Genomic DNA, 23,549 nt, shown 5'->3' with positions numbered 1-23,549 from the left:
ATAGGTAGCTAAAAGTGGCTGCTGCCCTATTAGCGGTCATTTGTCGGCTCGGAGGTATGCACGATGCAAGGAATCGGTCAACGGCTCGGCCGAGGCGTTGGAGGGCAACAGACCGGACGCACCGCCGCCGGCTGGCTCTCCCTCGCGCTGGCCGTGACGGTCACGCAGGCGCTCGTCGTGTCGCCCGCGTTCGCGCAGAACAAGCCACCGACGGCCGCCGCCGTGACAGACACCGCCCTGTCCTGGGGCGAGAACGACAAGGGGCAGTTGGGCACCGGGACCAACGACAACAGCAACGTACCGGTCGAGGTCAGCCTCCCCACGGGCACCCTGGTCACCGACATCGCCGGCGGTGGCGCCCACAGCCTGGCGTTGACCAACACCGGCACCCTGCTCGCCTGGGGCGACAACTCCTTCGGCCAGCTCGGCGACGGCACCACGACCAGCAGCAACACTCCCGTCGCGGTAGCCCTACCCACCGGAACCGAGGTTACCGCCATCGCCGCCGGCAACATCCACAGTCTGGCGTTGACCTCCAGTGGTACCGTCCTCGCCTGGGGCGGCAACGCCCATGGTCAGCTCGGCGACGGGACCAACGACGACACCAGCACACCCGTCACCGTCGGCCTGCCCACGAACACCACGGCCACCGCCATCGCCACCGGCGCCGTCCACAGCCTGTCGCTGACCGCCACCGGCAGCGCCTTCGGCTGGGGGGCGAACGACCAGGGCCAGCTCGGTGACGAGACCACCAACAGCACCAGCAAACCGACCAACGTCGCGCTGGCACCGGGCACCACGCTCACCGCGATCGCCGGCGGCGCCGCCCACAGCCTCGCGGTAACCACCGACAACGCCGCCGTCGCCTGGGGGGACAACTCCCAGGGGCAGCTCGGCGACGGGACCAACGACGACGCCCTCGCGCCGGTCAACGTCGCCCTGGCACCGGGCACCGAGGTCACCGCCGTCGCCGCCGGCAGCCTCCACAGTGTGGCATTGCTCGGCAACGGCACCGCCGCCAGCTGGGGAAACAACTCCTCGGGCCAGCTGGGCAACGGAAACAACCTCACCAGCAGCACCCCGGTCGAGGTCACCCTGCCCACCGGCACCACGCTGACCGCCATCGCCGCCAACAACAGCAACCACACCGTGGCGATAACCGACGCCGAAACCGCCCTCGCCTGGGGCGACAACTCCTTCGGTCAACTCGGCGCCAATCTCACCACCGGCGGCGGGGTCGGCATCACCAGCAGCAGCAACACGCCCGTTGCGGTCGTCCTGCCCACCGGCACCACCGTGACCACCACCGCCGTCGGCAGCAACCACAGCCTGGCCCTGCCCACGCTCCAGGCGACCTCCGCCACGGGCCTGCAGGTCTCGCCGCCGGACCCGACCACGGATCAGGACGTCACCCTCACCGCCACCGTCACCTGCGACCCCGGGCCCGCGACCGGCAGCATCACCTTCCGCAACAACAACACCGACCTCGCCACCGTGCCCCTGGACAGCACCGGCACCGCCACCCACACCCTCCGGCTCCCCGCCGGCGTCCACACCATCACCGCCGACTACACCAGCGATACCGTCCTCTGCCCCAACAGTCAGTCCGAGGCCGTCACCGTCACCGTCACGGAGCCGACCGACCCCACCGACCCCACTGACCCGACCGATCCCACCGATCCGACCGATCCCACCGACCCCGACCTACCCATCACCGGGGCCAGCCTGCCCAGCCTGCTCGGCACCGCCGCCCTGCTCCTCCTCGTCGGCGCCAGCTTCATCTTCCTCACCCGCCGGCACCGGTCCACCCACCACCAGAAGTAGCACGTAGCACAAGGCCCGGCCGGGGCTGCTCGTCGCCGACAGCGACGAGCAGCCCCGGCCGGAGCGTCAGTGCCGGTGGTAGTTGTCCGGCTGGTTCGGGTCGCCCGGGTGCTCCAGCCCCGGCACCAGCCGAAGCCGGTGCGCGCGAGCGTGGTCGAGCCACCGGACAAAGGCGATCCGACGCGCGGAATCGTTGATCCGATCAGTCGGATCAAGAGCCGGATCGACCAACTCCCGGCGCCCCCGAAGCACCACCGTCCACGAGTCGACGGTGACCGACTCCCCCGGCGCGGCCGCGCGCAGCGCCGCCGCCAACGCCGTCGGCAACGAGTCCGGGGTCGCTTCGAAGTCGCCATCCGCGGAGGACAACTGCCACACGACTCCGGCCGACCGTGCCGCGGTCGCCGCACGATAGGCGGCGACCTGCTCCGCGGGCGCGGTGACCTCCGCGGTCAGCTCCGCATACAGGGCCCGGACCGCGGCGCAGCCCTCGAACGCCGCCGCGGTGATGGACCCGAACTCGACGGCGGCCAGCTGATCCAACCGAACCAGTGGCGCATCCGTCACGTCGAGCCCCCGGGACTCGGCCTCCGCGATACAGAGCTGTTCGGTCAGGATCACCTGCGCCACCCAGCGGGTCAGCTGCCGGTCCTCCGCGCTCCCGGGCACCGGCAGTGCGGAGGACCGCAGCCCGCCGCGCAGGGCGGCGAGCCGGCGGTCGAGTTCCGTACGGTCCAGTGGCCGTCCGTCGAGCCAGCCCAGCACCGACTCGTCGAGCTGCGCGGTGGTCATGGCTCCAGCACCAGTTCGACCGTCGGGGCGTACTGGCAACGGCCGAACCACATCACCTTCACCAGCGCCCAGAAGCGGCCCGGGTCGGCGTCCCGCGGGGGAACGACGTCGAAGGTGATCGTGTCGGACTCGCCGGCGGCCAACGCGACGCCACGGATCGGCTCGGCGATGGCGTCCCAGGTGCCCCAGGGCGAGACGAGCTGGAGCTCAGCCCGGATCTCCCCCCGGGTGCGGTTGTGCAGCGACACGCCGACGGTCGCCCGCCCGCCGGGAGCGACGGTGACCGAGGTGGTGGTGACGTCCACCGTGAGCCCGGTGTCGCGTCCCGTCTCGGCGGTCGTGCCGTTCATGGCGACCGCGTCCTCCGGAATGTCTCCGGGCACCGGCAGCAGAGCGGGAAGCTCGCCGACCGCGACCGTGGCGACATCCTCGATCGTCTGCCCGAGGTGCTCGGTCCGCGCCGTGATGAAGTACAGCCCGGACTCCACCCCGGCCGGGGGCGTCACCGTGACGTCGACGCGGAGCTGACCATCGGGGTCGAGCCGGTACGGGCGGCTACCCAGCGAGGCCGTCCACCCCTGCGGTACGAGGACGCTGACGGTCCCCTCGACGGCCGCGTCCCGCAGGTGCGAGGCGAGCACCACAGAGACCTCGACCGGCTCGCTGACGGTCTGCAGCAGCCCCGGTGAGACGCCCACGGAGACCGGTAGGTAGCCCATCGGCGCCGGACCCCGGTTGTGCAACCAGTACCGGGAGTGCACCGGCTGGGCGATCTCGACCTCGGGCCCGAGCGGCTCCTCGCTGCGCGGGGCCGCGGCCGGTACCCCGACGACCGTGGTGACCTGCGAACCCGCCAACTCGATCGAGTCCGCGAGCGGCGCACCACGACGTTCCAGCAGGTCGGCCTGGTGCTTGTCGGACAGGGCCAGCGCGCCCGTCAGGGTCGCGGAGCGGCCGAGCCCGGTGGACTCGAGCAGCCGCAGGCTGACCGCGTCCGCCGGGTCCGAGGACGCGGCGGCGCCGTGCGCGATCGGGTTGCCGGTCGGCTTGAGCGTGCCGATCAGCACCTCCCGGGCGGGCTCCACCCCCAGGTACGAGTGCGTCGCCGGCTTCGTGCCCGAGTGGTTCTCCACGACCCGGCCGTACAGCGGGTGGTTGAACTCCTGGCCCTGCGCGGGCAGCGTGAGCGCCCGCCAGTCGCCGTCGCCACTGGTCACCGCGTAGTTGAACTCGTGGGTCCAGTGCTGCAGCTGGAACGACGCGCCGTCGGGCAGGGTCCGCTTCGGCGGGTCGATCCACACCCCGGACGGCCAGCCGGTGCACGAGCGCATCAGCGACAGGTGCAGCGCGCCGGTCGGGTCGATGGCGAAGCCGGGCAGCCCGTAGGTGAGCATCGCGACGGTGTGGTTGACCAGCAGCTCCGAGGCCGGCACCGGACCCGGGCAGGGCGCCTGGACCTGGGCGTCGGCAACATCCTCGGTGAGCGCGGCGACGTCGGTGACCACGAGCGCCGGCAACGCCCGCAGGTCCCGCAGGTCGGCGTTGGGCTGCCACACCTCGTGCAGCGGCTTCTCCGCGGGAATCCAGACCCGGCCGTGCTGCTCCAGCGCCTCGACGTACTCCGGGCCCGCCCGCTCCAACAGCTCCCGGGTGGCGTCGTTGTCCTGCGCCCCACCGATGAGAATGCGGAAGTCCGGCAGGTTCGAGTCGACGTCGAGCCAGCCGTACCGCGCCCAGTCAGCGCTGGCGGTCGTCACCGTGACACCGACCGCGGCCAGCGCGACGACCAGGTCGCGGGCGTCGGCCGCCTCGTCGAGCGTGGGCGTGACCACCTCGGCGACGCCGAGGGCCCGGTCCCCCAGCGGGGCACCGGCGGCGTCGGTGAGCGAGACCCGCGCGGTGGAGCCGAGCCCGAACCAGGTGTTGGCCGGGTTGTCCAGCGTCCAGGGTGCCTCCGCGGCATCCACGTCCGGCAGCGCGAACCCGCGGCCGACCACCGCGGCGGCGACCTCGGAGACCGGCAGCGCGCCGGGCAGGTCGACCGGGAACCGCACCCGGACCAGCCGGTCGGCGCCGGCGAAGTCGACGATGCGGGTACGGCAGTCCACGCGGCGCACCCCGTGCCAGAGCGTGATCGTCTGCTCGTAGCCGATCTCCTCCACGACGCCGGAGACCACCAGGCGGGTGCCGATCGGGCTGGTCTCGACGCGGACCGTCGCCCCCGCCGCCGAGCTGCCCACGACCGGGCCCTTCGGGAGCAGGTGCCACGGGCCCTCGCCGAAGTCGGGGTGGGTCGGGTACTCCTCGTAGATCCGCAGCTCGTTACCGAGGTGGTCGTCGCGGATCAGTTCGCGGTTCGAGATCTTGTCGTAGATGCTGTCCAGTCCGCCGCCGCGCTCGGCGTCGGCGGTGACCCGGTAGTAGGCGTTCTCGATCGCGGCACCGTCGGCGGGCGTCCAGGCCGGCTCGGCGCTGGAGACGCCCGGCAGCAGCCGCCAGGTCCGCCAGCCCAGGGCGGGGACGTCGGCGGCGTGGAACCGCAGCGTGCCCCGGTCCACCACGGCCGGCACCTCGGCGCCGGTGTCGTCGATCACCCGGCCACCGTCGTGGCCCTCGGGCAGCCGGACCGACACCAGGTCGGAGCGGACGAAGGAGAGGGTGTTCGTGACGACGATCGGGGTTCCGTCACCGGTGGTGTCGACCGTCCCGACGAGCGCCTCCAACGACCGGTCCCGGACGGCGGCCGCCAGGTCGTAGGCCTCCCGCCAGCCGGAGAGCAGGTCGATGTAGACCTGGTCGGACTCCGATCCGGTGATGGCGTCGTGGTGGGCGCCGTAGGCGAGCTGCCGCCAGACCTTGTCGAGCGCGGCGTCGGGGTACCGGCCGAGCCCTTCCAGCGCGGCCAGCGTCGCCAGCTTCTCCGCGTCCACGGCGGCGACCTCGCCGGCCCGCTGGGCCTGCTTGGTGTCGATGTAGGAGACGTCCTTGCCCGTGTAGACCGGGTTCATGTCCCGCGTCTGTGGGCTGGGGCGGCGCCCGGCTTCGGCCAGCTCCGCGCGGACGGCGTCGAGGAAGTCCCGCGGGTTACCGCAGACGAAGCGGGGCCAGACGTACTTCTCGGCCCACGAACGGTGAATCTCGGTGACCCACTTGTTCGGCGGGGTGTAGTCGGTGCCGACCGGCAGCAGCAGGTTCTTCGTCGCGCCGACCGGCTTGAGGCGCTGGTACAGCTCGTAGACGGCCTTCTCGGCGCTGGCCAGGTCCGGCGAGGAGTCCATCCACCAGCCGGCCGAGTAGTGGTGCGGCATGAAGTGGGTGAGGACACCGAGCCCCGACGGCGAGATCCACTCGAACTCGCTCGGGAACTGCATGACCGTCGCGTCGTTCTTGGCCTCGCGGAAGTTCTTCTGGATCGGCCCCCACTGGTGGAACGGGCCGCGGGCCCAGGCCGAACCGGTCAGCCCGGCGTCGGCGAGGTAGCCCGGGAACTGCGGGTCGTGCCCGAACACGTCCAGCTGCCAGGCCGTCTGCGGGTCACCGCCGAGGATGTCCCGCTGGTAGCCGACGCCGTAGATGATGTTACGGATGGTGGTCTCGGCGCCGGTGAGGTTGGTGTTCGGCTCGTTGTAGGTGCCGCCGATCAGCTCGACCTGGCCGCGCTCGATCAGCAGGCGCAGGTCCGCCCGCCGCTCGGGGTGCAGATCGAAGTACGGCTTCAGGTAGTCGATCTCGGCGAGGACGAAGGTGTACACCGGGTCGCGCAGGGCGAGGTCCATGTGCGCGTCCACCAGCGCGAAGCCGTTGCGCTCCCAGAGCGGCCGGGTGGTGGCGTCGCCGGAGAGCAGTTCCCACGGCGAGGTGTACGCGGCCTGCGTGTTCCACCACACCGGGTCGTAGTGGAAGTGTGAGACGAGGAACATCGTCCATCCCGGCTCGGCGACCTCGACCGTGGCTTCCGCGGTCGCGTCGCCGGCCGTGACGGTTACCGGCAGCTTCGTGCCGGGGGTTCGGTCGTCGATGTCCAGGGGGACCTCGACGACGCCCGTGCCGGTCGCGTTACCGGAGACACCGGGCCCGGTGACGGTGACCGGGCCGGCGGGTCCGTCAAGTGTCACGCGGAGCACCTGACGCGGATTGTCTTCGGTACCGACGAACAGGTCGGTGGACTCGACGGCGGTAATCATGACCGACACGGGGTCATCCTTTCTGTTGGTACGCCCACCGGCGCAAACACATCGCGCCGGTGGCAGTTGGGGAGGCTATTCGCCGCTGGCCACAGACTCGTGGGCGCAGACGACGAGGTCGTCGTTCTGGGTCAGGGTGGTGACAACCAGCCGCACGTACCGGGTGTTGACGCTCACTGGATGTGTCGTCAACTCGGCGCGTTCGCCGACCGGTCGAGCGCCGGGTTGGTCGTGGTCGGCGCGGTGCCGGACCAGGTGACGGTGGTGGTCGCCGCGGTGGAGCGGCCGTACTCGGTCGAGACCGCCTCGACCTCGATGGTCACGCTGGTCTCGGTGCCGACCCGGTTGAGTTGCGGCACGAAGTACGCGTCGTTCGGCGTGGCACCCAGGAGGGTGCGGCTGCCGTCCGGGTTGCGACGGTACACCTCGTAGTGGTGCACCGTCCCCTTGGCCGAGGGGGTCCAGGCCAGCCGCAGCGTCTGCTGGCTCGCCGAGACGTCGGTGCTGCCCAGGACGGTCAGCTCGGTCGGCGGGGTGACCCGGTCCACCTTGCCGTCGTAGACGGCGAGCTGGCCGACCTTGATGTCGTAGGACGGGACCGCCTCGGACGCCGACGCCTGCAACCCGATCTGGGCGATCGTCTTGCCGGCGTACCCGGAGAGGTCCAGGACGCGACGCTCCCAGCCGGTGCCGGAGGTCGAGCCCAGGTCGAGGGGGATGAAGGTGTCCGGGGCGTCGGTGAACGCCACCGCCGCGCTCAGGTGGGTCGCGCCGGCCTGCGGGGTCTTGACGACCGCCGACAGCTTGGTGTCCTTGGCGACCTTCAGCTGGGTCTGGTAGAGGCGCACCGTGTTCGTGGCGTCCAGCGTGCCGTTGAGGCGCAGCGTCGAGCCGCCCTCGTAGGCGTCGGTGAAGTCCAGCGACGGCGTCAGCTTCGTGCCGCTCGAGGAGGCGACCCACTGGTACGTCGGCGGCACGTCCTGCAGCGACAGGTTGTTCCAGCCGCCGGTGTGCACCTGCTCACCCAGGACGTGGTATGCCTCACCGTTTCCGGTGTTGAAGCTGGTCACGAAGGGCTTCCGGGTCACCGGAGTGGACTCGGCGAGGTAGTTGGCGAGCCCCTTCCAGGGCGAGGAGGTCGCGGTGTTCGAGGGGTCGCCGTTGGCACCGACCCAGTAGCGAGAATCACGCTCCCGGAAGTCAGCGGGCCCACTCGACGAGGTCCAGGTCCACTCCGGGCGGTAGATGCCCAGGGAGGTGACGTGCGACTCGCCGGCCGGGAACAGGGCATCCCAGTCGACGTCGGTGTGGTAGCCGTTGGCCTCGGTGTCGATGCCGGCGTGCAGGTCGTACTCGCTGCGCCGAAGCGACTGCGCGTGCTCCCGCGACTCCTCCAGCAGCTCGCTGCCGGACCACCAGAAGTTGAGGAACATCGAGTCGGCGACCGGCTTCCGGCTGCTACCCAGGAACGCGTCGTTGGCGTCGGTGAGCGCGTTCTGCCAGGAGATGGGGCCGGATTCGGTCATCGCGTCGTACCACATGAACTCCAGGCCCTGCTTGCGGCCGTGAGTCATGGCGTTGCGCATCTCGGTGGCGAGGGCGGCGTCGCCACCCGTCGTCTCCTGATTGATGAACCAGCCCTCGAAGCCGTAGTACTCGGCCACCTCGGCGAGCTTGTCCACGACCGGATAGGTCGAGCCCGACTTGGCGACGAAGTCATGCACCCAGTCGATCTTCCCGCCGTAGGCGACCGGCGGGAAGAAGACGGTGCCGTACACCTTGACGCCGTTGCGGTGCGCGGCGTCGATCACCGTGGGGTTCGGCGCGAGGATCAGGCCCTCGACGGACGATCCACCCCAGAACACCAGGGTGTCGATGTACTGCCAGTGCCCGAACGCGTAGTAGTCCGCGTCGAGCGAGCCCTGGGACGGGTTGTCCGACGTCGGGGCGAACGACACCAGCGACGCCACCTCGCCCTCGCCGGCCCGCGCGTTCGGGTTGGCCTTCAGCGCGGGGTCGGAGACCCGCTTCTGGAGTGGAACAGTCGCTCGGTTGAAGCGGGCGTCAGGGTCGGTCTCCGGGTCCCAGTCGAGGATCTCGTTCGGGAACCAGTACGAGGCGTACGGCTGACTGCCGTCCTGCGGGTTGGTGTTGGCTGCCGCGGTAGGGGCCGCGTTGAGGGTGCTGCCAGCCACGACTGTGGCACCAACCAGCAGGGACAGAAGCAGGCGTCGCATCCAGGATCACCTCCATTGGGGGTGGGGGGTGGGGGTGGGGCGAGGGTTACCCCTTGATCGCCCCCTCCTCGACGCCGCGGAAGAAGAACCGTTGCAGCGTCGCGAAGACAATGACGATCGGAATGAACGCGATCATCGTGCCGGCCGCGATGACCCGCGGGTTCGCGGTGAACGCCCCGCTGAGGTATTGCAGGCCGACGGTGAGGGTGTAGTTCTGCGGGTCGGTCAGCACGATCAACGGCCACAGGAAGTCATCCCAGGCGCCGATGAAGGCGAAGATCGTGACGACGCTGAGCATGCCCCGAACGTTGGGGAGACCGACATGGATCAGCCGTTGCCAGGCCGACGCGCCGTCGATCACCGCCGCCTCGTCCATCTCGTCGGGGATCGCCATGAACGCCGCGCGCATCAACAGCACGTTCAGCATGGCGACGGCGGTGGGCAACGCCACACCGACCAACGTGTCGGCCAGACCGAGGCTGCGGACCGTCACGTACTGCGAGACGATCGTCACCTCGCCGGGCAGCACCAGGGTGCCGAGCACCAGCGCGAGAAACAGCGTCCGGCCCCGGAAGTGCAGCTTGGCGAGGGCGAACCCGGCCAGGGTGGCGCCCACGGCGTTACCGATGACCGCCATCGCCGCCACGATCAGCGAGTTCTTCGCGTACGACAGGACGGGGATCGTCTCGGCCACCCGCAGGTAGTTGTCGAACGTCGGGTTGGAGGGAATGAACTGCGGCGTCGAGGTGTAGATGTTCTCGCCGGCGCCTTTCAGGGAGGTGGACAGCTGCCACACGAACGGCCCGACGGTCACCACCAGCGCCAGCAACAGCAGCGCGTACCGGAGCAGCTTCTCGCGCCGCCGCATGGTGCCGAAACCCGAGCCCCGACGCCGTCGCCTCGGTGACGAGGCCGGCGTCTTCGCCGGAGCGCCGGCGGGTGGGGTGGTGAGCTGGGTCATGACTAGGCCGCCTTCCGGTTCAGGCGCAGGAGGAGAAGCATGGGGCCGACAGTGATCACGAACAACAACAGGCTGAGCGCCGAGGCGTAGCCGAGGTGCCCGGTGAAGCCCCGGCTGTACATCTGGATGAGCATGACCAGGGACATGGTCCGGCCGCCGGGCCCACCGGTGCCGTTGGTGAGGACGAACAACTCGGTGAAGACCCGGAGCGCGGAGACGGTGACCAGGACGCTGACCAGCAACATCGTGGTGCGCACCCCGGGCACGGTGACCGACCAGAACCGGCGGATCGGACCGGCGCCGTCAACCGCAGCCGCCTCGTGTAGCTGACGCGAGACGTTCCCCAACGCCGACAAGTAGATGATCATGTAGTAACCCAGCCCCTTCCACACGGTGAGGCTGATCGCGCTGAACAGCAGCAGCCAGCGCCCGCTGAGGAAGGGCAGCGGTTCAGTGAGGAAGCCGAGCTGTTGGGCCAGCCCGTTGACCAGGCCGCGGTCCTCCAGCAACCAGGTCCAGATCAGCGCCACGACCACCGCGGAGGCGATCACCGGGGTGTAGAAGGCCGTGCGAAAGAACGTGATGCCCGGCAGCTTCTTCTCCAGCAGCACCGCGAGCAGCAGCGGCAGGAAAAGTAACAGGGGTAAGCAGACCAGCATATAGACGATGCTGTTCACCAGCGCATAGACGAGTTGATCGTCGTTGAGCATGCGCTCGAAGTTGGCCGCTCCAGTGAAGCTTCCACCGCCGAGTGGCTTGGCGTTCGTGAACGCGAGGACCACGGTGTTGATCGCTGGCCAGAGGTTGAACACCAGCAGCCAGACGAGGGCAGGCCCGAGCAACAGCCAGGGGGTGAACCAACGCTGAGTTTTCATTACGTCCCGCTCTGCTTTTCCGGTGGGGTGCGTGGCGATGCGGTGTCGCGCAACGACAGGTGATGGCAGTGGTGGCGCCGTGGCGCGGGCGGCGCCGGTGCTCGGCCGGCCGGCTTCCGGTCCGGCCGAGCACCGCTGGTCAACATGGGACCGGCCCGGCTCGGCCGATCAGTTGTTGAGCAGTTCGTTGCACTTTTCGACTGCCTTGTCCAGCGCCTGCTGGGAGGTGATCTCTCCGCTGATCGCCAGGGAGAACTGCTGCTTGAGGAAGTCGTCCATCGCCTGGTCGACGATGACCGGCTTCAACAGCTCCGCCTCAGCCAGCGAGGTGAAGGCGATCTTCTTCGCGTCCCCGACGTTGGTGCCGTCGCTCTGGCTGAACTGCGGATCCTCAGCGGAGGTAACTGTACTCGGGAAGATGCCGGGCACGACCTCAGCGAAGGCTGCCTGGTTCTCCGCGTTGGTCACCCAACGGGCGAGGGCGACGGCCGCGGGCAGGTTGTCGCTGTTCTTGGCCACCGACAGCCCCTGGGTGTACAGCGACGGGGTGCCGATCGACGGCGACGCGATGACCTTCTCGGCCAGCGACGGGTTGTCCACCGCGATGTCGGTGATCGAGTTGCCGCCGCCGGTGGTCCAGGCGACCTGCTCCTTCTTGAACAGGTCCATGTTGCCGAGGTACGCGTCGGTGAGCACGTTGCGGGGCAGGAGCCCTTCGGCGAAGGCGTCCCGGTACAGGTCCAGGACCGCCACGGCCTCGGGGGTGTTGAAGATGAACTCCGTGCCGTCCGCCGAGATGAGCTCGACGCCGGCCTGTTTGAGGTCCTCGATGCCGGGCTTGCGGCTCAGCAGGTGCACCTCGCCGTCGGACTTCTCCTTGAGGATCCGGGCCTGGTCGACCATCTCCTCCATCGTCGTCGGCAGCTTGGTCTCGTCCAGGCCGTACTTGGCCAGCAACTCCGTGTTCCAGAAGTTCACGTCGGTGTTCAGGTACCACGGGTAGCCGTGGACCCCGGTCTGACCGGCGTACTCGTAGGAGGCGACGGCGCCCTCGACGTACTCCTCGCGGAGCTTGTCGTCGGCCTGGTCGACGTCGAGCAACAGTCCCTGCTTGGCCAGCGGCAGGGCGAAGTCTGGTGGGAGATTCGTCACGTCGGGCAGCTCGTTGCTGGCCGCCTGGCTGAGTACCTTCTCCGAGTAGCCGTCACCGGGCTGATCCAGCCACTTGACGGTCGTTCCCGGGTACTTCTCCTCGAACCCGTCGATAACACCCTGCATGTAGTCGGTGAACTTGGGCTTCAGGGCCCAGGTCTGCAGGGTCACAGTGCCTTTGACCTCACCGGTGATGTCTACCTGGTCATCACTGGTGTCCGTGCCGGACAGCCCGCATCCCGCGACGGCCGTCAGCACAGCCGACGACAGGGCAAGCCCGGCCAAGCGTGTTCGCATCTCTCTCCGCCCCTAACTTTTAGTCAGCCGGCCACCCCGTCGGATCGGGCGTGTCCGGTGCTCACAGGCGATCCGCCGGCAATGATAAACCGGTCTAGTGAACGGACTATCCCCCCGGTTAGAATCACGTGTCAAGAGCGGTCTACCGACCGTCGCTTCTCGGTAGCCGCATGGAGGGAGAGCGTCGCCAGATGCAGCGACCGACAATCGCCGACATCGCCCGGCGGGCCGGGGTCTCCAAGGGCGCCGTCTCGTTCGCGCTCAACGGCCGGCCCGGCGTCAGCGAGACCACCCGGGCACGCATCCTCCGCGTGGCTGAGGAGATCAACTGGCGCCCGCACAGCGCGGCGCGAGCCCTCGGCGGAGCCCGAGCCGACGCCGTCGGGCTGGTGATCGCGCGCCCCGCGCGCACCCTCGGCGTAGAGCCCTTCTTCGCCCGCCTCCTCTCCGGCCTACAGGCGGAGTTCTCCAGCCAGTCGATCGCGCTGCACCTGATGATCGTCGAAGACACCCAAGCGGAGATCGAGATCTACCGGAGCTGGGTCTCCGAACGCCGGGTGGACGGCCTGGTACTGATCGACCTGAAGGTTCGTGACGCCCGCATCGCCGTGGTGGAGCAGCTCAAGATCCCGGCCGTCGTGGTCGGCGGGCCCGGCCGGCACGGGAGCGTCTCCTCGGTCTGGGCCGACGACCGAGCGGCGATGCTCTCGGCGGTGGAGTACCTCGCCGTGCTCGGCCACACCCGGATCGCCCACGTGTCGGGGCTACCCGAGTTTCAGCACACCCAGCGCCGTTCCCGAGCACTCAGGGACGCCGCCAACCGGCTGACGCTCCCCCGCGCCCGGTCACTGCACACCGACTTCAGCGACGCCCAGGGCGCGGCCGCCACGCGCAAGCTGCTCGCCGGGGCCGGCCGCCCAACGGCGATCATCTACGACAGTGACCTGATGGCGGTCGCCGGGCTGGGCGTCGCGCTGGAGATGGGGGTCGCCGTCCCCCACGAGTTATCGATCATCTCCTTCGACGACTCGGTGTTGGCCCAGCTCACCCACCCCTCCCTCACCGCGCTGTCCCGCGACACCTACCGCTTCGGCGTGCAGGCGGCCCAGACCATGATGGCGGTCCTGGCCAACCCCACGAAGACGAAGAACCACAAGACCGAGACGCCCCGGTTGATCACGCGGGAGAGCACCTCACCGACCCGCAACTAGTACTCCCGGGTCGATGCTCGCGGGTCGAGCGACACTCGTGGTGTGTAAATAAATCGGTTTAGCTCCCAATCTATACCTGGCTATCCACATGGAGGACCTTTTGATCACCAATGCCCGTACGCAGAGCACCCGAAGGTTCCGCCTCGGCGCCAACTACGTACCGTCCGACGGCTGGTTCTACAGCTGGCTCGACTTCTCGGCTGACGCGGCCCGCCGCGACCTCGAAGACCTGGCGAGCATCGGCCTGGACCACGTACGCGTCTTCCCGATCTGGCCGTGGATCCAACCCAACCGCGCGCTCCTACGCCAACAGCCGATCGACGACCTGCTCTCGTTGATCGACGTAGCGGCAGAGTTCGACCTCGGGGTCTCGGTCGACCTACTCCAGGGGCATCTGTCCAGCTTCGACTTCCTGCCCTCCTGGGTGCTCACCTGGCACCAGAGCAGCATCTTCACCGACCGGGCGGCACGCGACGGCATCAACGAGTACGTCCGACGGCTCAGCACCGAGGTCGCGACGCGCCCCAACGTCTTCGCCATCACCCTCGGCAACGAGGTCAACAACCTCTGGCCGGCCAACCCCACCACCCCGGACGCCTCCCACCAGTGGGCGGCCGAGCTACTGGAGGTGGTCCGCACCGCGGCGCCCGACGCGCTCCGCCTGCACTCCGTCTTCGACGACGCGTGGTACGCCCCCGATCACCCCTTCCACCCCGCCGAGGCGGTCGAGCTGGGCGACCTGACCACAGTGCACTCCTGGGTGTTCAACGGCACCTCGCGCATCGATGGGCCGCTCGGGCCGGCCACCACGTCACACGCCGACTACCTGCTGGAGCTCGCCGCCTCGAGCGCCCCGGACCCGACCCGCCCGGTGTGGCTGCAGGAGGTCGGGGTACCCCGGCCGGACGTACCAGCGGAGCAGGCCGGCGAATTCGTCGCGCGCACCCTGGCGACGGTGGCCAGCAACCCGGCACTGTGGGGCGTCACCTGGTGGTCCTCGCACGACATCGATCGTCGCCTCACCGACTTCCCGGACCGGGAATACGATCTGGGCCTGTTCACCGTGGACCACCGACCGAAGCCGGCCGCGCTCGCCCTGGCCGAGTTCGCCCGCGACACCGCGGCCCACGCGGCAGCCCTGGCTCGACCAGCGCTGGTGGCGCCGATCAACCCGCTCCAGGAACCCGCACGGCGGGCCGAGGTCGCGCCGGGAAGCGCGTTCCACCAGGAATGGGTGAAGGCCCGGCAGGCCGAGCCCACCGCGATCGTGACCCCGGACCGGGCGACCGACGAGGGCTACCTCGCCGCCCGCGGCCTCGGTCCGGTCCGCTAACCGGGCCCCGACCGGCCCCGGTCGGGTCAGCGCCACCGGCGGCTACGGCCGTCGGCGCTGACCCGGCCGGCCGATCAGGTACGACGCCAGGCGAGCAGACCGAAGAGCAACCCGGCCGCCCCCGCCACCGACACCATCCGGTGTCGAGACAGCCACGCCTGCGGGCTGTGCCGCAGCGATCGATCGGTGAACGCGCCGTGCGCGCCGAAGTCGTGGCCACCGGGCCCATCCACCGGCTGCCACAGGTTCGCCGGCTGGTCCGGACCGACGGGCTGGTCGGTCTGCTGCGAGTCGAACCCCGTCCGGCCCAGGTAGCGATCCAGCAGCCCCGGCACCAGCCGGTTACCCAGAATGGTCAGGGCGGTGGGCGTACCCACCCAGTACGCTCGCCGGCCGGGCCGGGCGGCAGCGGCGACGATGGAGCGGGCGGCGACCTCCGGCTCGTAGATGGGGGGCACCGGCTGGGCGTGCCGCGGCAGCCGGGACAGCAGCCACGAGAACTGTGGGGTGTTCATCGCCGGTAGGTGCACCATGGTGACCTTGACGTTGCTCTTGTCGTGCAACAGCTCACAACGGAGCGACTCGGTGAACCCGACGATGGCGTGCTTGGCCCCACAGTAGGCGGCCTGCAGGGGAATTCCCCGGTACGCCAGCGCCGACCCGACCTGCACGATGGCACCCCGGTCCCGCGGGATCATGTGGTCCAGGGCCACCCGGGTGCCGTAGACGTAGCCGAGGTAGGCGACCTCGGTGGTCCGACGGAACTCCTCGGGCCGAATCTGCTGGAAGGGCGCGAAGACCGAGCTGAAGGCCACATTGATCCACACGTCGATCGGCCCCAGTTCGTCCTCGACTCGCTGGCCGGCGGACGCCACCTGGTGGTAGTCGGCCATGTCGACCTCGATCGGCACGGCGTGGCCGCCAGCGGCGCGGACATCCTCGGCCGCGGCGTCGAGACCGGCACGACCGCGGGCCAACAGGGCGATCGCGACCCCCGGCCGCGCCAGCTGCCGTACGGTGGCCCGCCCGACCCCACCACTGGCGCCCGTGACCACCGCCACCTGAATATCCCGTAGCCCGTGCCCCATCCGCGCCACCTCCCGTAACGGGTTGACCTGCTCCGGTTCCACTCGGCTCAGCACGCTGTCTACCCGGGGCGTTTCGAGTTAGTCGAGCCGGTCCGCCGGCTGCCCACGGGTGGGAGCCGGTCCGCCGGCTGCCCAGGGGTGTCGAGGACCACCGATCGGGTACGGAGGGCGGGGAGGTGCTGCCGTGGCCGGCAACGAACGGACGAACAGCTCCGAAGCGCCCCACCTGGACTCACCGAACGTGCTCCGGGAGTACGCGCTACTCGCCGACGGGCAGCGGGCGGCGTTGGTCGGCCCGGACGGGAACATCGCCTGGCTCTGCGCCCCCCGGTGGGCCGACCCGCCGCTGTTCAGCAGCCTCCTCGGTGGCCGGGGCAGCTACCTGGTGACCCCGACGAGCCGGCGCTTCGTCTGGGGCGGCCAGTACGAGCCCGAATCGCTGATCTGGATCAACAGATGGGTGACCACCGACGGAATCATCGAAACCCGGGAGGCCCTGGCCTTCCCCGGTGACGCCCACCGGGTGGTCCTGCTACGCCAGGTGCGCGCGGTGGACCAGGACGCGAAGGTCCGGGTACGGCTCGCCCCCCGGGCGAACTTCGGTCGGGAGCCGCTCCGCCAGGTACGGCAGGACGGGGGGCTGTGGCACGCCCGCTCCGGTGGCCTGCACCTCCGCCACAGCTGCGGCCACCCGCTCGAACCCAGCGCCGAGGGGCCGCTCAACGGCGAGCTACGGGTACCCGCCGGTGGGCAGGTCGACCTGGTGCTGGAGATCGCCACCCAGCCACTGGAGGGGAAGCCACCCGACGCCGCGGAGCTGTGGCGGATCACCGAGAAGTCCTGGCAGGACGTGCTGCGCCCGCTGTCCCGCAGCACCGCGGGACGGGATGCGGTCTTCGCCTACGCGGTGCTGCGCGGGCTGACCCAGCCCGGCGGCGGGATGGTCGCCGCGGTGACCACGGGGCTGCCGGAGCGAGCGCTCGCCGGACGCAACTACGACTACCGGTACGCCTGGATCCGCGACCAGTCGTTCGCCGGACAGGCCGCCGCCCTGATCGGTCGGCACGAGCTCCTCGACGACGCGGTGCGGTTCCTCACCGACCGGGTCCTCGCCGACGGCGATCGGCTCGCTCCCGCCTACACCATCGATGGTGGCCCCGTACCGTCGGAAGAGGAGCTGACCTTCCTGCCCGGCTATCCGGGGGCCAAGGCCCGGACCGGCAACTGGGTTGGCGGGCAGTTCCAACTGGACGCCTACGGTGACGTGCTGCTGGTCCTGGCGACCGCCGCCGGCCGGGGACGGCTGGAGGCCACCTCCTGGCAGGCGCTGACCGTCGCCGCCCAGGCCATCGAGAAGCGCTGGCGGTCGCCCGACTCGGGCATGTGGGAGCTCCCGGCCCGGCAGTGGACCCACTCGAAGCTGACCTGTGTGGCCGGGCTGCGCGCGGCGGCCCGGATCGCGCCGGGCGGGCTGGCCGGCCGGTGGGCCTCCCTCGCCGACACGATTCTCGCCGACACCACGGCGCACGCTCTCCACCCCTCCGGGCGCTGGCAGCGCGCCTACGACGATCCCCGCATCGACTCGGCGTTGCTGCTGCCGGGAATCCGCGGCGCGCTCCCCGACGGCGACCCCCGGACCGAGGCGACCCGTCGGGCCGTGCTGAACGAACTCCAGCAGGACGGCTACCTGTACCGGTTTCGACCCGACCGCCGCCCGCTGGGGGACGCCGAAGGGGCCTTCCTGCTCTGCGGTTTCGCCGCGGCGCTCGCCGAGTGGCAGGCCGGTGACGCCGTCGCCGCGAACCGGTGGTTCGAACGCAACCGGGCGGGGTGCGGCCCACCGGGACTCTTCACCGAGGAGCTCGACGTGGCGCAGCGGCAGCTACGGGGCAACCTACCGCAGGCCTTCGTACACGCGCTGATGCTCGAAACCGCCGTACGCCTCGGCCACGCCGCTCCCTGCACCGACTGATGCCGTGACCACCAACGCTCGCGGTGCGCCCCACGGAGGTCACCGAGGTACGCCACGGGACGAGCTCGGTTGTCCAGCCGCACGGTGACCCAGACGGCGGCCGCGGGCACCCGCCCGACCCGCGGCGACACCGTCGTGGATGGTCCACCCGGTGGCGATGGCGGCGTCAGTCCACGCGACCCGGCGCCGTCGCCGATCGGCGATGAGCGCCACCGCGGTCAGCGCGTGCAGCCCGTCGGCGACCGCACCGAGCCGGAACGCCTCCGGCGTCGGCCACCGGAGCAGCACCGCGGCCTGCACCAGGTGCCGGATTCCGAGCACCCGCAGGATCGCCGACGGGGTCGAACCCGGATCGCCGCCCAGCACCCGCAGCACCCGGTCGGGCGCGGCCAGGAGCAGCCCGCCCCAGACCAACCGGGTCAGCTCCCCCACCGCCGCCGTCGGCGTCAGCTCCCCCCGGCCCGCGATCCGGGCAGGCGCCTGTTTCGCCCCCATCGTTGCCGCCCTCCATCCGATGCCGAACCCGCCTCACCAGAGCCGCCGTGGCCTTGACCTCCCCCACCGCCGCACCGTCGACTCGACCAGGGCGACCACCGGCGCGAGTACGGCCAGGCCGACCAGCCCGACCGCGGCGAGCCGCGCCGGTCGGGACGGCGACCGCGGCCGGCGTCCCCAGCGCCGTTCCGGCCGGGACACCACCGACTCACCGTGCAACCCGGCACGCAGTAACTCGGCCAGATGAATCGCCGTGCGACCGCCGGACGCGCTCTGTTCGACCTGGGTGCGGCAGCTGAACCCGTCGGCGAGGATCACATCGGTGTCGTTGGCGTCCCGAACGGCCGGTAGGAGTACCCGTTCGGCGCAGGCCTCGGAGACCTCGTAGTGCCCCTGCTCGAAGCCGAAGTTTCCGGCGAGGCCGCAGCAGCCCGAATCGAGAAAGTCGGCCCGCACCCCGGCGTCGGTGAGCACCGCCTGGTCGGCGGCGGTACCCAGGACGGCGTGCTGGTGGCAGTGGGTCTGGATCAGCGCGTGCGCCGGCAGCCGCGGCGGCTGCCAGCCGGGGCTGTGCTCATGCAGGAGCTCGGCCAGGGTGACCGTCTGCTGGCGGAGACGGATGACATCCTCGTCGTCCGGGAAGAGCTCGTAGGCGTCGCTACGGAAGACCGCCGTACAGCTCGGTTCCAGACCAACCACCCGGGTACCCGCCCGCAGGTGGGGCCGAAGGGCAGCGACCGTACGCCGCAGCACCCGCTTGGCGACGCCGAGTTGACCGGTGGAGAGCCAGGTCAGCCCGCAGCACACCGGCCCCTCCGGCACCCGGACCCGCCATCCCGCTGACTCCAGCACCTCCACTGCGGCCTGGGCCACCCCGGGATGGAGCCGGTTGGTGAAGGTGTCCGGCCAGAGCAGCACCTCGCCGCGGTGGCCGTCCCCAGTCGGGGTCCGGTGTGCGAACCACCGCTGGAAACTCTCCTCAGCGAAGGTCGGGATGTCGCGCCGCTGGTCGATGCCGCCCGCCGCCTTCGCCAGCCGGCCCAGACCGGGCGCGTGGGTGAGGGCGTTCACCACCCCCGGGACGGTTCCGGCCACCGCCGCCAGCACCGGCAGCCATCCCATCGAATAGTGCGCACGGGGACGGAGGCGCCCGGCGTAGTGGTGCGACAGGAACTCCGCCTTGTAGGTCGCCATGTCCACGTTCACCGGACAGTCCGCCTTGCAGCCCTTGCAGGCCAGACAGAGATCGAGGGCGTCGCGGACGGCGGTGGAGCGCCACCCGTCGTCGATGCTGCCGCCCCGGGCGCCGCCGTCGAGCATCTCGAAGAGCAACCGGGAGCGACCCCGCGTGGAGTGCTCCTCCTCCCGCGTGACCATGTAGGAGGGGCACATCACCGCACCGTCGTGCCGGCGGCACTGGCCCACCCCGACGCAGCGAAGCACGGCGTTGGCGAAGCTACCCTCGTCGTTGGGGTAGGCGAAGGTGGTCCGCACCGGGCCGTGGTCATAGTCGACGCCCAACCGCAGGTGGCTGTCGAGCGGGTAGGGCGACACGGTCTTTCCCGGATTCATCCGGTCGTCCGGGTCGAAGATCGCCTTGAGCTGGCCGAACGCCCGCATCAGCCGGCCACCGTACATCCTCGGCAGCAGTTCGCCCCGGGCCTGACCGTCCCCGTGCTCACCGGAGAGGGATCCGCCGTAGGAGGTGACGAGGTCGGCCGCCCGTTCCAGGAACGATCGGAACCGCCCCACCCCGTCGGGGGTGTTCAGCTCGAACGGAATGCGCGTGTGCACGCACCCCTGCCCGAAGTGGCCGTACAGCGACGCCTGGTCCAGGCCGTACTCCTCGAGGAGCTGTCGCAGGTCCCGCAGGTAGTCGCCGAGCCGCTCCGGGGCGACGGCCGAATCCTCCCAGCCCGGCCAGGTGCGCTCGGAGCCACGTACCTGTGCGGTCGCTCCCAGGGACGACTCCCGGACCTGCCACATCTGCCGCTCGTGGGCCGGGTCGTTGAATTCGTGCACGGTGCCCGCACCGCCCGCACGGACCGCGGCGATCAATTGGTTGGCGGCGGCACGGGCCTGTCCTGGCGTGTCCCCGCCCATCTGGATCATCAACCAGGCGCCGCCCTCGGGGATCTCCCGAAGCCCCGCGGGCCGCTCGCGTTTGCGCCGCTCGTCCGCGACCAGCCGATGGTCGATCCCCTCCAGCGTGACCGGTTGGTGCGCCAGTACCCGCATGACATCGTCACCCGCCGCGGCGATGTCCGGATAGTTGACAAAGACGAGAGCGGACGCCTTCACCACGGGCACCAGCCGCAACCGCGCCCGGAGAATGGTGACCAGCGTGCCCTCGGAGCCGACCAGGGCCTGCGCGACGTGGAAACCCTTCTCCGGCAGGAGGCTGTCGAGGTTGTACCCGGAGACCCGGCGCGGAATGTGCGGGTAGCGGGTTCGGATGTCGGCTAGGTACTCCTCGCGCAGCGCCCGCAGCTGCCGGTAGATCTCGGCCGGTCGGCCACCACGGAGCTGGATCTCGGCGTACTGCTCGTCGCTGGTCTCCCCGACCCAGATCCGGGTCCCGTCGTAGAGCAGTACCTCCAACTCGACGATGTTGTCGACCACCTTGCCGGTCCGCTGGGCGGTGGCGCCGCAGGAGTTGTTGCCGAGCATGCCGCCCAGGGTGCAGCGGCTGTGGGTGGACGGGCGGGGACCGTATTCCAGCCCGGTCGGCGCGAGTTGGGCGTTGAGTGAGTCCAGGACGATGCCGGGCTCCACCAGGCAGGTCCGCGCCTGCGGATCTACCTCCAGCAGGAGGTGGCAGTACTTCGACCAGTCCAGCACGACGGCGGTGTTGGTGCACTGTCCCGCCAGGCTGGTGCCACCGCCTCGGGAGACCAGCGGCGCCCGGTGCCGACGGCACACCGCGACCGCCGCCACCCCCGCCTCGATCGTCCGGGGCAGCACCACCCCGAGCGGCACCTGCCGGTAGTTGGAGGAGTCGGTGGAGTAGGCGGCCCGGGAGCCGGCATCGAACCGGACCTCGCCGTCCACCTCCGCCCGGAGGTCGGCGACGAGTGCGGCCAGGTCGACCTCCAGCGCCGGTCCGGGTGCGCGCACGACCGGTTGGGGCAGCAGGACCTCACTCACGGCCGCCGCTCCCGCCGCCGTCTGGCCCGCCGCTTCCCTACTCCCCCCACCACGCTCACCGTCCGGTTCTCGCCGACTTGAGGCAATTCTCGGGCGGGGGTACCCGGGCGAGGCCACCGGTAAACCCACCTCCCCCGAGGTTTCCGCACCACCGGGAGCAGCGGATGAACCAGGTCGGCCAAGCGCTGGTGCGCGGTCCCGACCGAACGCCCGCGGCCCCACCGCACCGGAAGGCCGGGGCGTCAGTACCGGTGACCTGGCCGGCGCCGACGGGTGAGGTGGATGAGGGCGACGCCACCGAGGAGGAGCAGGGCTGCCGCGGCGAGCAGGGTGGGCAGGTGAGGTCCGGTGGTGGGCAGTTCGGCGGCTTCGGCGACGGTGACGGTGGTGGCTTCGGACTGACTGTTGGGGCAGACGGTGTCGGTACTGGTGTAGTCGGCGGTGAGGGTGTTGGTGCCGGCGGGAAGCACCGTGGTGTGGGTGGCGGTGTTGGCGCTGTCCAGCGGCACGGTGGCAAGGTCGGTGTCGTTGCTGCGGAAGGTGACGCTGCCGGTGGGGTCTCCGGCGTTGCAGGTGATCGTGGCGGTGAGCGTGACGTCCTGATCCGCGGTCGGTTCCGGCGGCGAGACCTGCAGCGCCGTGGCCGAGGCCGCCTGGAGTGTGGGCAGGGCCAGATTGTGGTCGTTGCCGACGGCGATCATGTCCAGCGTGGTGCCGGTGGGCAGGTTGACCGCCACGGGGGTGGCGCTGTCGGAGGTGGTCCCGTCCCCCAGGTGCCCCTGCGAGTTGACGCCCCAGGCCAGGGCGGCGCCGTCACTGGCTATCGCCACGGTGTGGTCGCTGTCCCGACTGGCGATAGAGGTGAGCTGGGCGCCGGCCGGAAGACTGACCGAGACCGGTTCGCTGCTGTCGGAGGTGGAGCCATTACCCAACTGCCCCCGCTGGTTGCCGCCCCAGGCGAGGGCCGCTCCATCTGCGGTCAGCACCGCACTGTGCGTACGGCCGGCGGCGACGGCGGTGGCTTCGGTGCCGGCCGACAGGGCGGTGCTGACGGGTACGAGGCTGTCCGTGGTGGTGCCGTTGCCGAGTTGGCCGCGAGAGTTGCTGCCCCAGGCCAGGGCGGTGCCGTCGGCAGCCAACGCCAGGCTGTGGTCGCCTCCGCCAGCGATGGCGGTGACCGTGGGACCGGGTGGCAGCTGAACGGCGACCGGGGTGCTGCGGCCGAACCTGGTTCCGTCGCCCAGCTGGCCTTCGCTGTTCGCCCCCCAGGCGAGCAGGGCCGCCGACCCGGTCGCGGTCAGGACCAGATTGTGGTCGCGGCCCGCGCCGATGGCGGCAACCACGGTCCCTGATGGCAGTCGTACCGCGACGGGCGTACTGCTGCTGGTGATCGTTCCGTTGCCGAGTTGGCCGGAGTTGTTGGCGCCCCAGGCGAGGAGGGAGCCGGTGGAGGTCAACGCCACGCTGTGGTTGGCGCCGACGGCGACGGCGACGGCCCGGACACCCGCGGGCAGGCGCACCGGGACGGGCTCGCCGCTGCGCACGGTGGTCCCGTTACCGAGTTGGCCTTCGTAGTTGCTGCCCCAGGCAAGGATGGTGCCCGCCGAGGTCAGTGCCAGACTGTGGCGCTCACCGGCGGCGACGGCGGCGACCGTGGTGTCCGCGGGCAGGCGCACCGCCAGCGGCTCACTGCTGTTGTCCGTGCTCCCGTCGCCCAACTGCCCCCCGGCGTTCCCACCCCAGGCGAGGATCGCGTCCGAGCTGGCGGAGGTCGATTGGGGTTGGTGCTGCGCCGACGCGGACGGTCCGCCGACCACCGGCGAGAACGCCACTGCCAGCGCGAGGGAGAACCAACCGGCGACCACACGTCGTACCCGCTTCGCTCCACCACCCCGGCCACGCCGCTGGCAGAATCCCTGCATCGCATCCACCTCCGAGCAGATAATCCTCTGCCAATAAGACAGATGCCATTATTAGCTAC

The 23,549-nt window shown here is 70.4% G+C and carries 14 protein-coding genes; 4 read left to right on the top strand and 10 right to left on the bottom strand.

All coding sequences use genetic code 11. The annotated features are described in order from the left end of the window. Window positions 1-63: 63 nt before the first annotated feature. Window positions 64-1,824, top strand: coding sequence for an RCC1 domain-containing protein (locus T398_RS07785; RefSeq protein ID WP_496445681.1), 1,761 nt, complete (start codon window positions 64-66; stop codon window positions 1,822-1,824). A 66-nt stretch (window positions 1,825-1,890) separates the two neighbouring features. Here the strand turns inward: T398_RS07785 and T398_RS07780 are convergent, their stop codons facing one another. The 6 genes from T398_RS07780 to T398_RS07755 all read right to left on the bottom strand — a co-directional run bounded on the left by T398_RS07780 (window position 1,891) and on the right by T398_RS07755 (window position 12,322). Then, on the bottom strand, window positions 1,891-2,616 hold the full coding sequence (locus T398_RS07780) for a DUF7158 domain-containing protein (protein ID WP_496445680.1): 726 nt from the start codon (window positions 2,614-2,616) through the stop codon (window positions 1,891-1,893). After that, complete coding sequence (locus T398_RS07775) at window positions 2,613-6,809, bottom strand: glycoside hydrolase family 38 N-terminal domain-containing protein (protein ID WP_496445679.1); 4,197 nt, start codon at window positions 6,807-6,809, stop codon at window positions 2,613-2,615. Before T398_RS07775 ends, T398_RS07780 begins: the two co-directional genes overlap by 4 nt. A gap of 179 nt (window positions 6,810-6,988) precedes the next feature. Continuing rightward, the gene (locus tag T398_RS07770) at window positions 6,989-9,037 is read right to left on the bottom strand and encodes an endo-beta-N-acetylglucosaminidase (RefSeq protein ID WP_496445678.1); all 2,049 of its coding nucleotides are present in this window, start codon (window positions 9,035-9,037) and stop codon (window positions 6,989-6,991) included. A 46-nt stretch (window positions 9,038-9,083) separates the two neighbouring features. Continuing rightward, window positions 9,084-9,998, bottom strand: a complete 915-nt coding sequence (locus T398_RS07765) for a carbohydrate ABC transporter permease (protein ID WP_496445677.1) — start codon at window positions 9,996-9,998, stop codon at window positions 9,084-9,086. Window positions 9,999-10,000: 2 nt separating this feature from the next. Further along, on the bottom strand, window positions 10,001-10,873 hold the full coding sequence (locus T398_RS07760; RefSeq protein ID WP_496445676.1) for a carbohydrate ABC transporter permease: 873 nt from the start codon (window positions 10,871-10,873) through the stop codon (window positions 10,001-10,003). A gap of 168 nt (window positions 10,874-11,041) precedes the next feature. Next, a complete protein-coding gene (locus T398_RS07755) occupies window positions 11,042-12,322 on the bottom strand; it encodes an ABC transporter substrate-binding protein (RefSeq protein ID WP_496445675.1) in 1,281 nt (426 codons plus the stop codon). A gap of 191 nt (window positions 12,323-12,513) precedes the next feature. Between T398_RS07755 and T398_RS07750 the strand changes: the two genes are divergently transcribed. Next, entirely contained in the window at window positions 12,514-13,533 is a 1,020-nt protein-coding gene (locus T398_RS07750) for a LacI family DNA-binding transcriptional regulator (protein WP_496445674.1), read from the top strand. A 100-nt stretch (window positions 13,534-13,633) separates the two neighbouring features. After that, window positions 13,634-14,866 carry a glycoside hydrolase 5 family protein gene (locus T398_RS07745; RefSeq protein WP_496445816.1) on the top strand — a complete coding sequence of 411 codons (1,233 nt, stop codon included), beginning with the start codon at window positions 13,634-13,636 and terminating at the stop codon, window positions 14,864-14,866. A 74-nt stretch (window positions 14,867-14,940) separates the two neighbouring features. On the opposite strand, the gene T398_RS07740 is transcribed toward T398_RS07745, so the two are convergent. Further along, complete coding sequence (locus tag T398_RS07740) at window positions 14,941-15,954, bottom strand: SDR family oxidoreductase (protein WP_496445815.1); 1,014 nt, start codon at window positions 15,952-15,954, stop codon at window positions 14,941-14,943. 184 nt (window positions 15,955-16,138) lie between these two features. Between T398_RS07740 and T398_RS07735 the strand changes: the two genes are divergently transcribed. Continuing rightward, the gene (locus T398_RS07735) at window positions 16,139-17,926 is read left to right on the top strand and encodes a glycoside hydrolase family 15 protein (RefSeq protein WP_496445673.1); all 1,788 of its coding nucleotides are present in this window, start codon (window positions 16,139-16,141) and stop codon (window positions 17,924-17,926) included. 39 nt (window positions 17,927-17,965) lie between these two features. On the opposite strand, the gene T398_RS07730 is transcribed toward T398_RS07735, so the two are convergent. The 3 genes from T398_RS07730 to T398_RS07720 form a co-directional block, all read right to left on the bottom strand. Next, entirely contained in the window at window positions 17,966-18,421 is a 456-nt protein-coding gene (locus T398_RS07730; RefSeq protein ID WP_496445672.1) for a hypothetical protein, read from the bottom strand. A gap of 33 nt (window positions 18,422-18,454) precedes the next feature. Continuing rightward, complete coding sequence (locus T398_RS07725) at window positions 18,455-21,568, bottom strand: FAD-binding and (Fe-S)-binding domain-containing protein (RefSeq protein WP_496445671.1); 3,114 nt, start codon at window positions 21,566-21,568, stop codon at window positions 18,455-18,457. Between the two features lie 242 nt (window positions 21,569-21,810). Continuing rightward, window positions 21,811-23,490 carry an RCC1 domain-containing protein gene (locus T398_RS07720; RefSeq protein ID WP_496445670.1) on the bottom strand — a complete coding sequence of 560 codons (1,680 nt, stop codon included), beginning with the start codon at window positions 23,488-23,490 and terminating at the stop codon, window positions 21,811-21,813. Window positions 23,491-23,549 lie beyond the last annotated feature (59 nt).

The sequence above is a fragment of the Salinispora goodfellowii genome (genome assembly GCF_059570675.1).
This window is presented reverse-complemented; position numbering and strand designations above follow the sequence as displayed.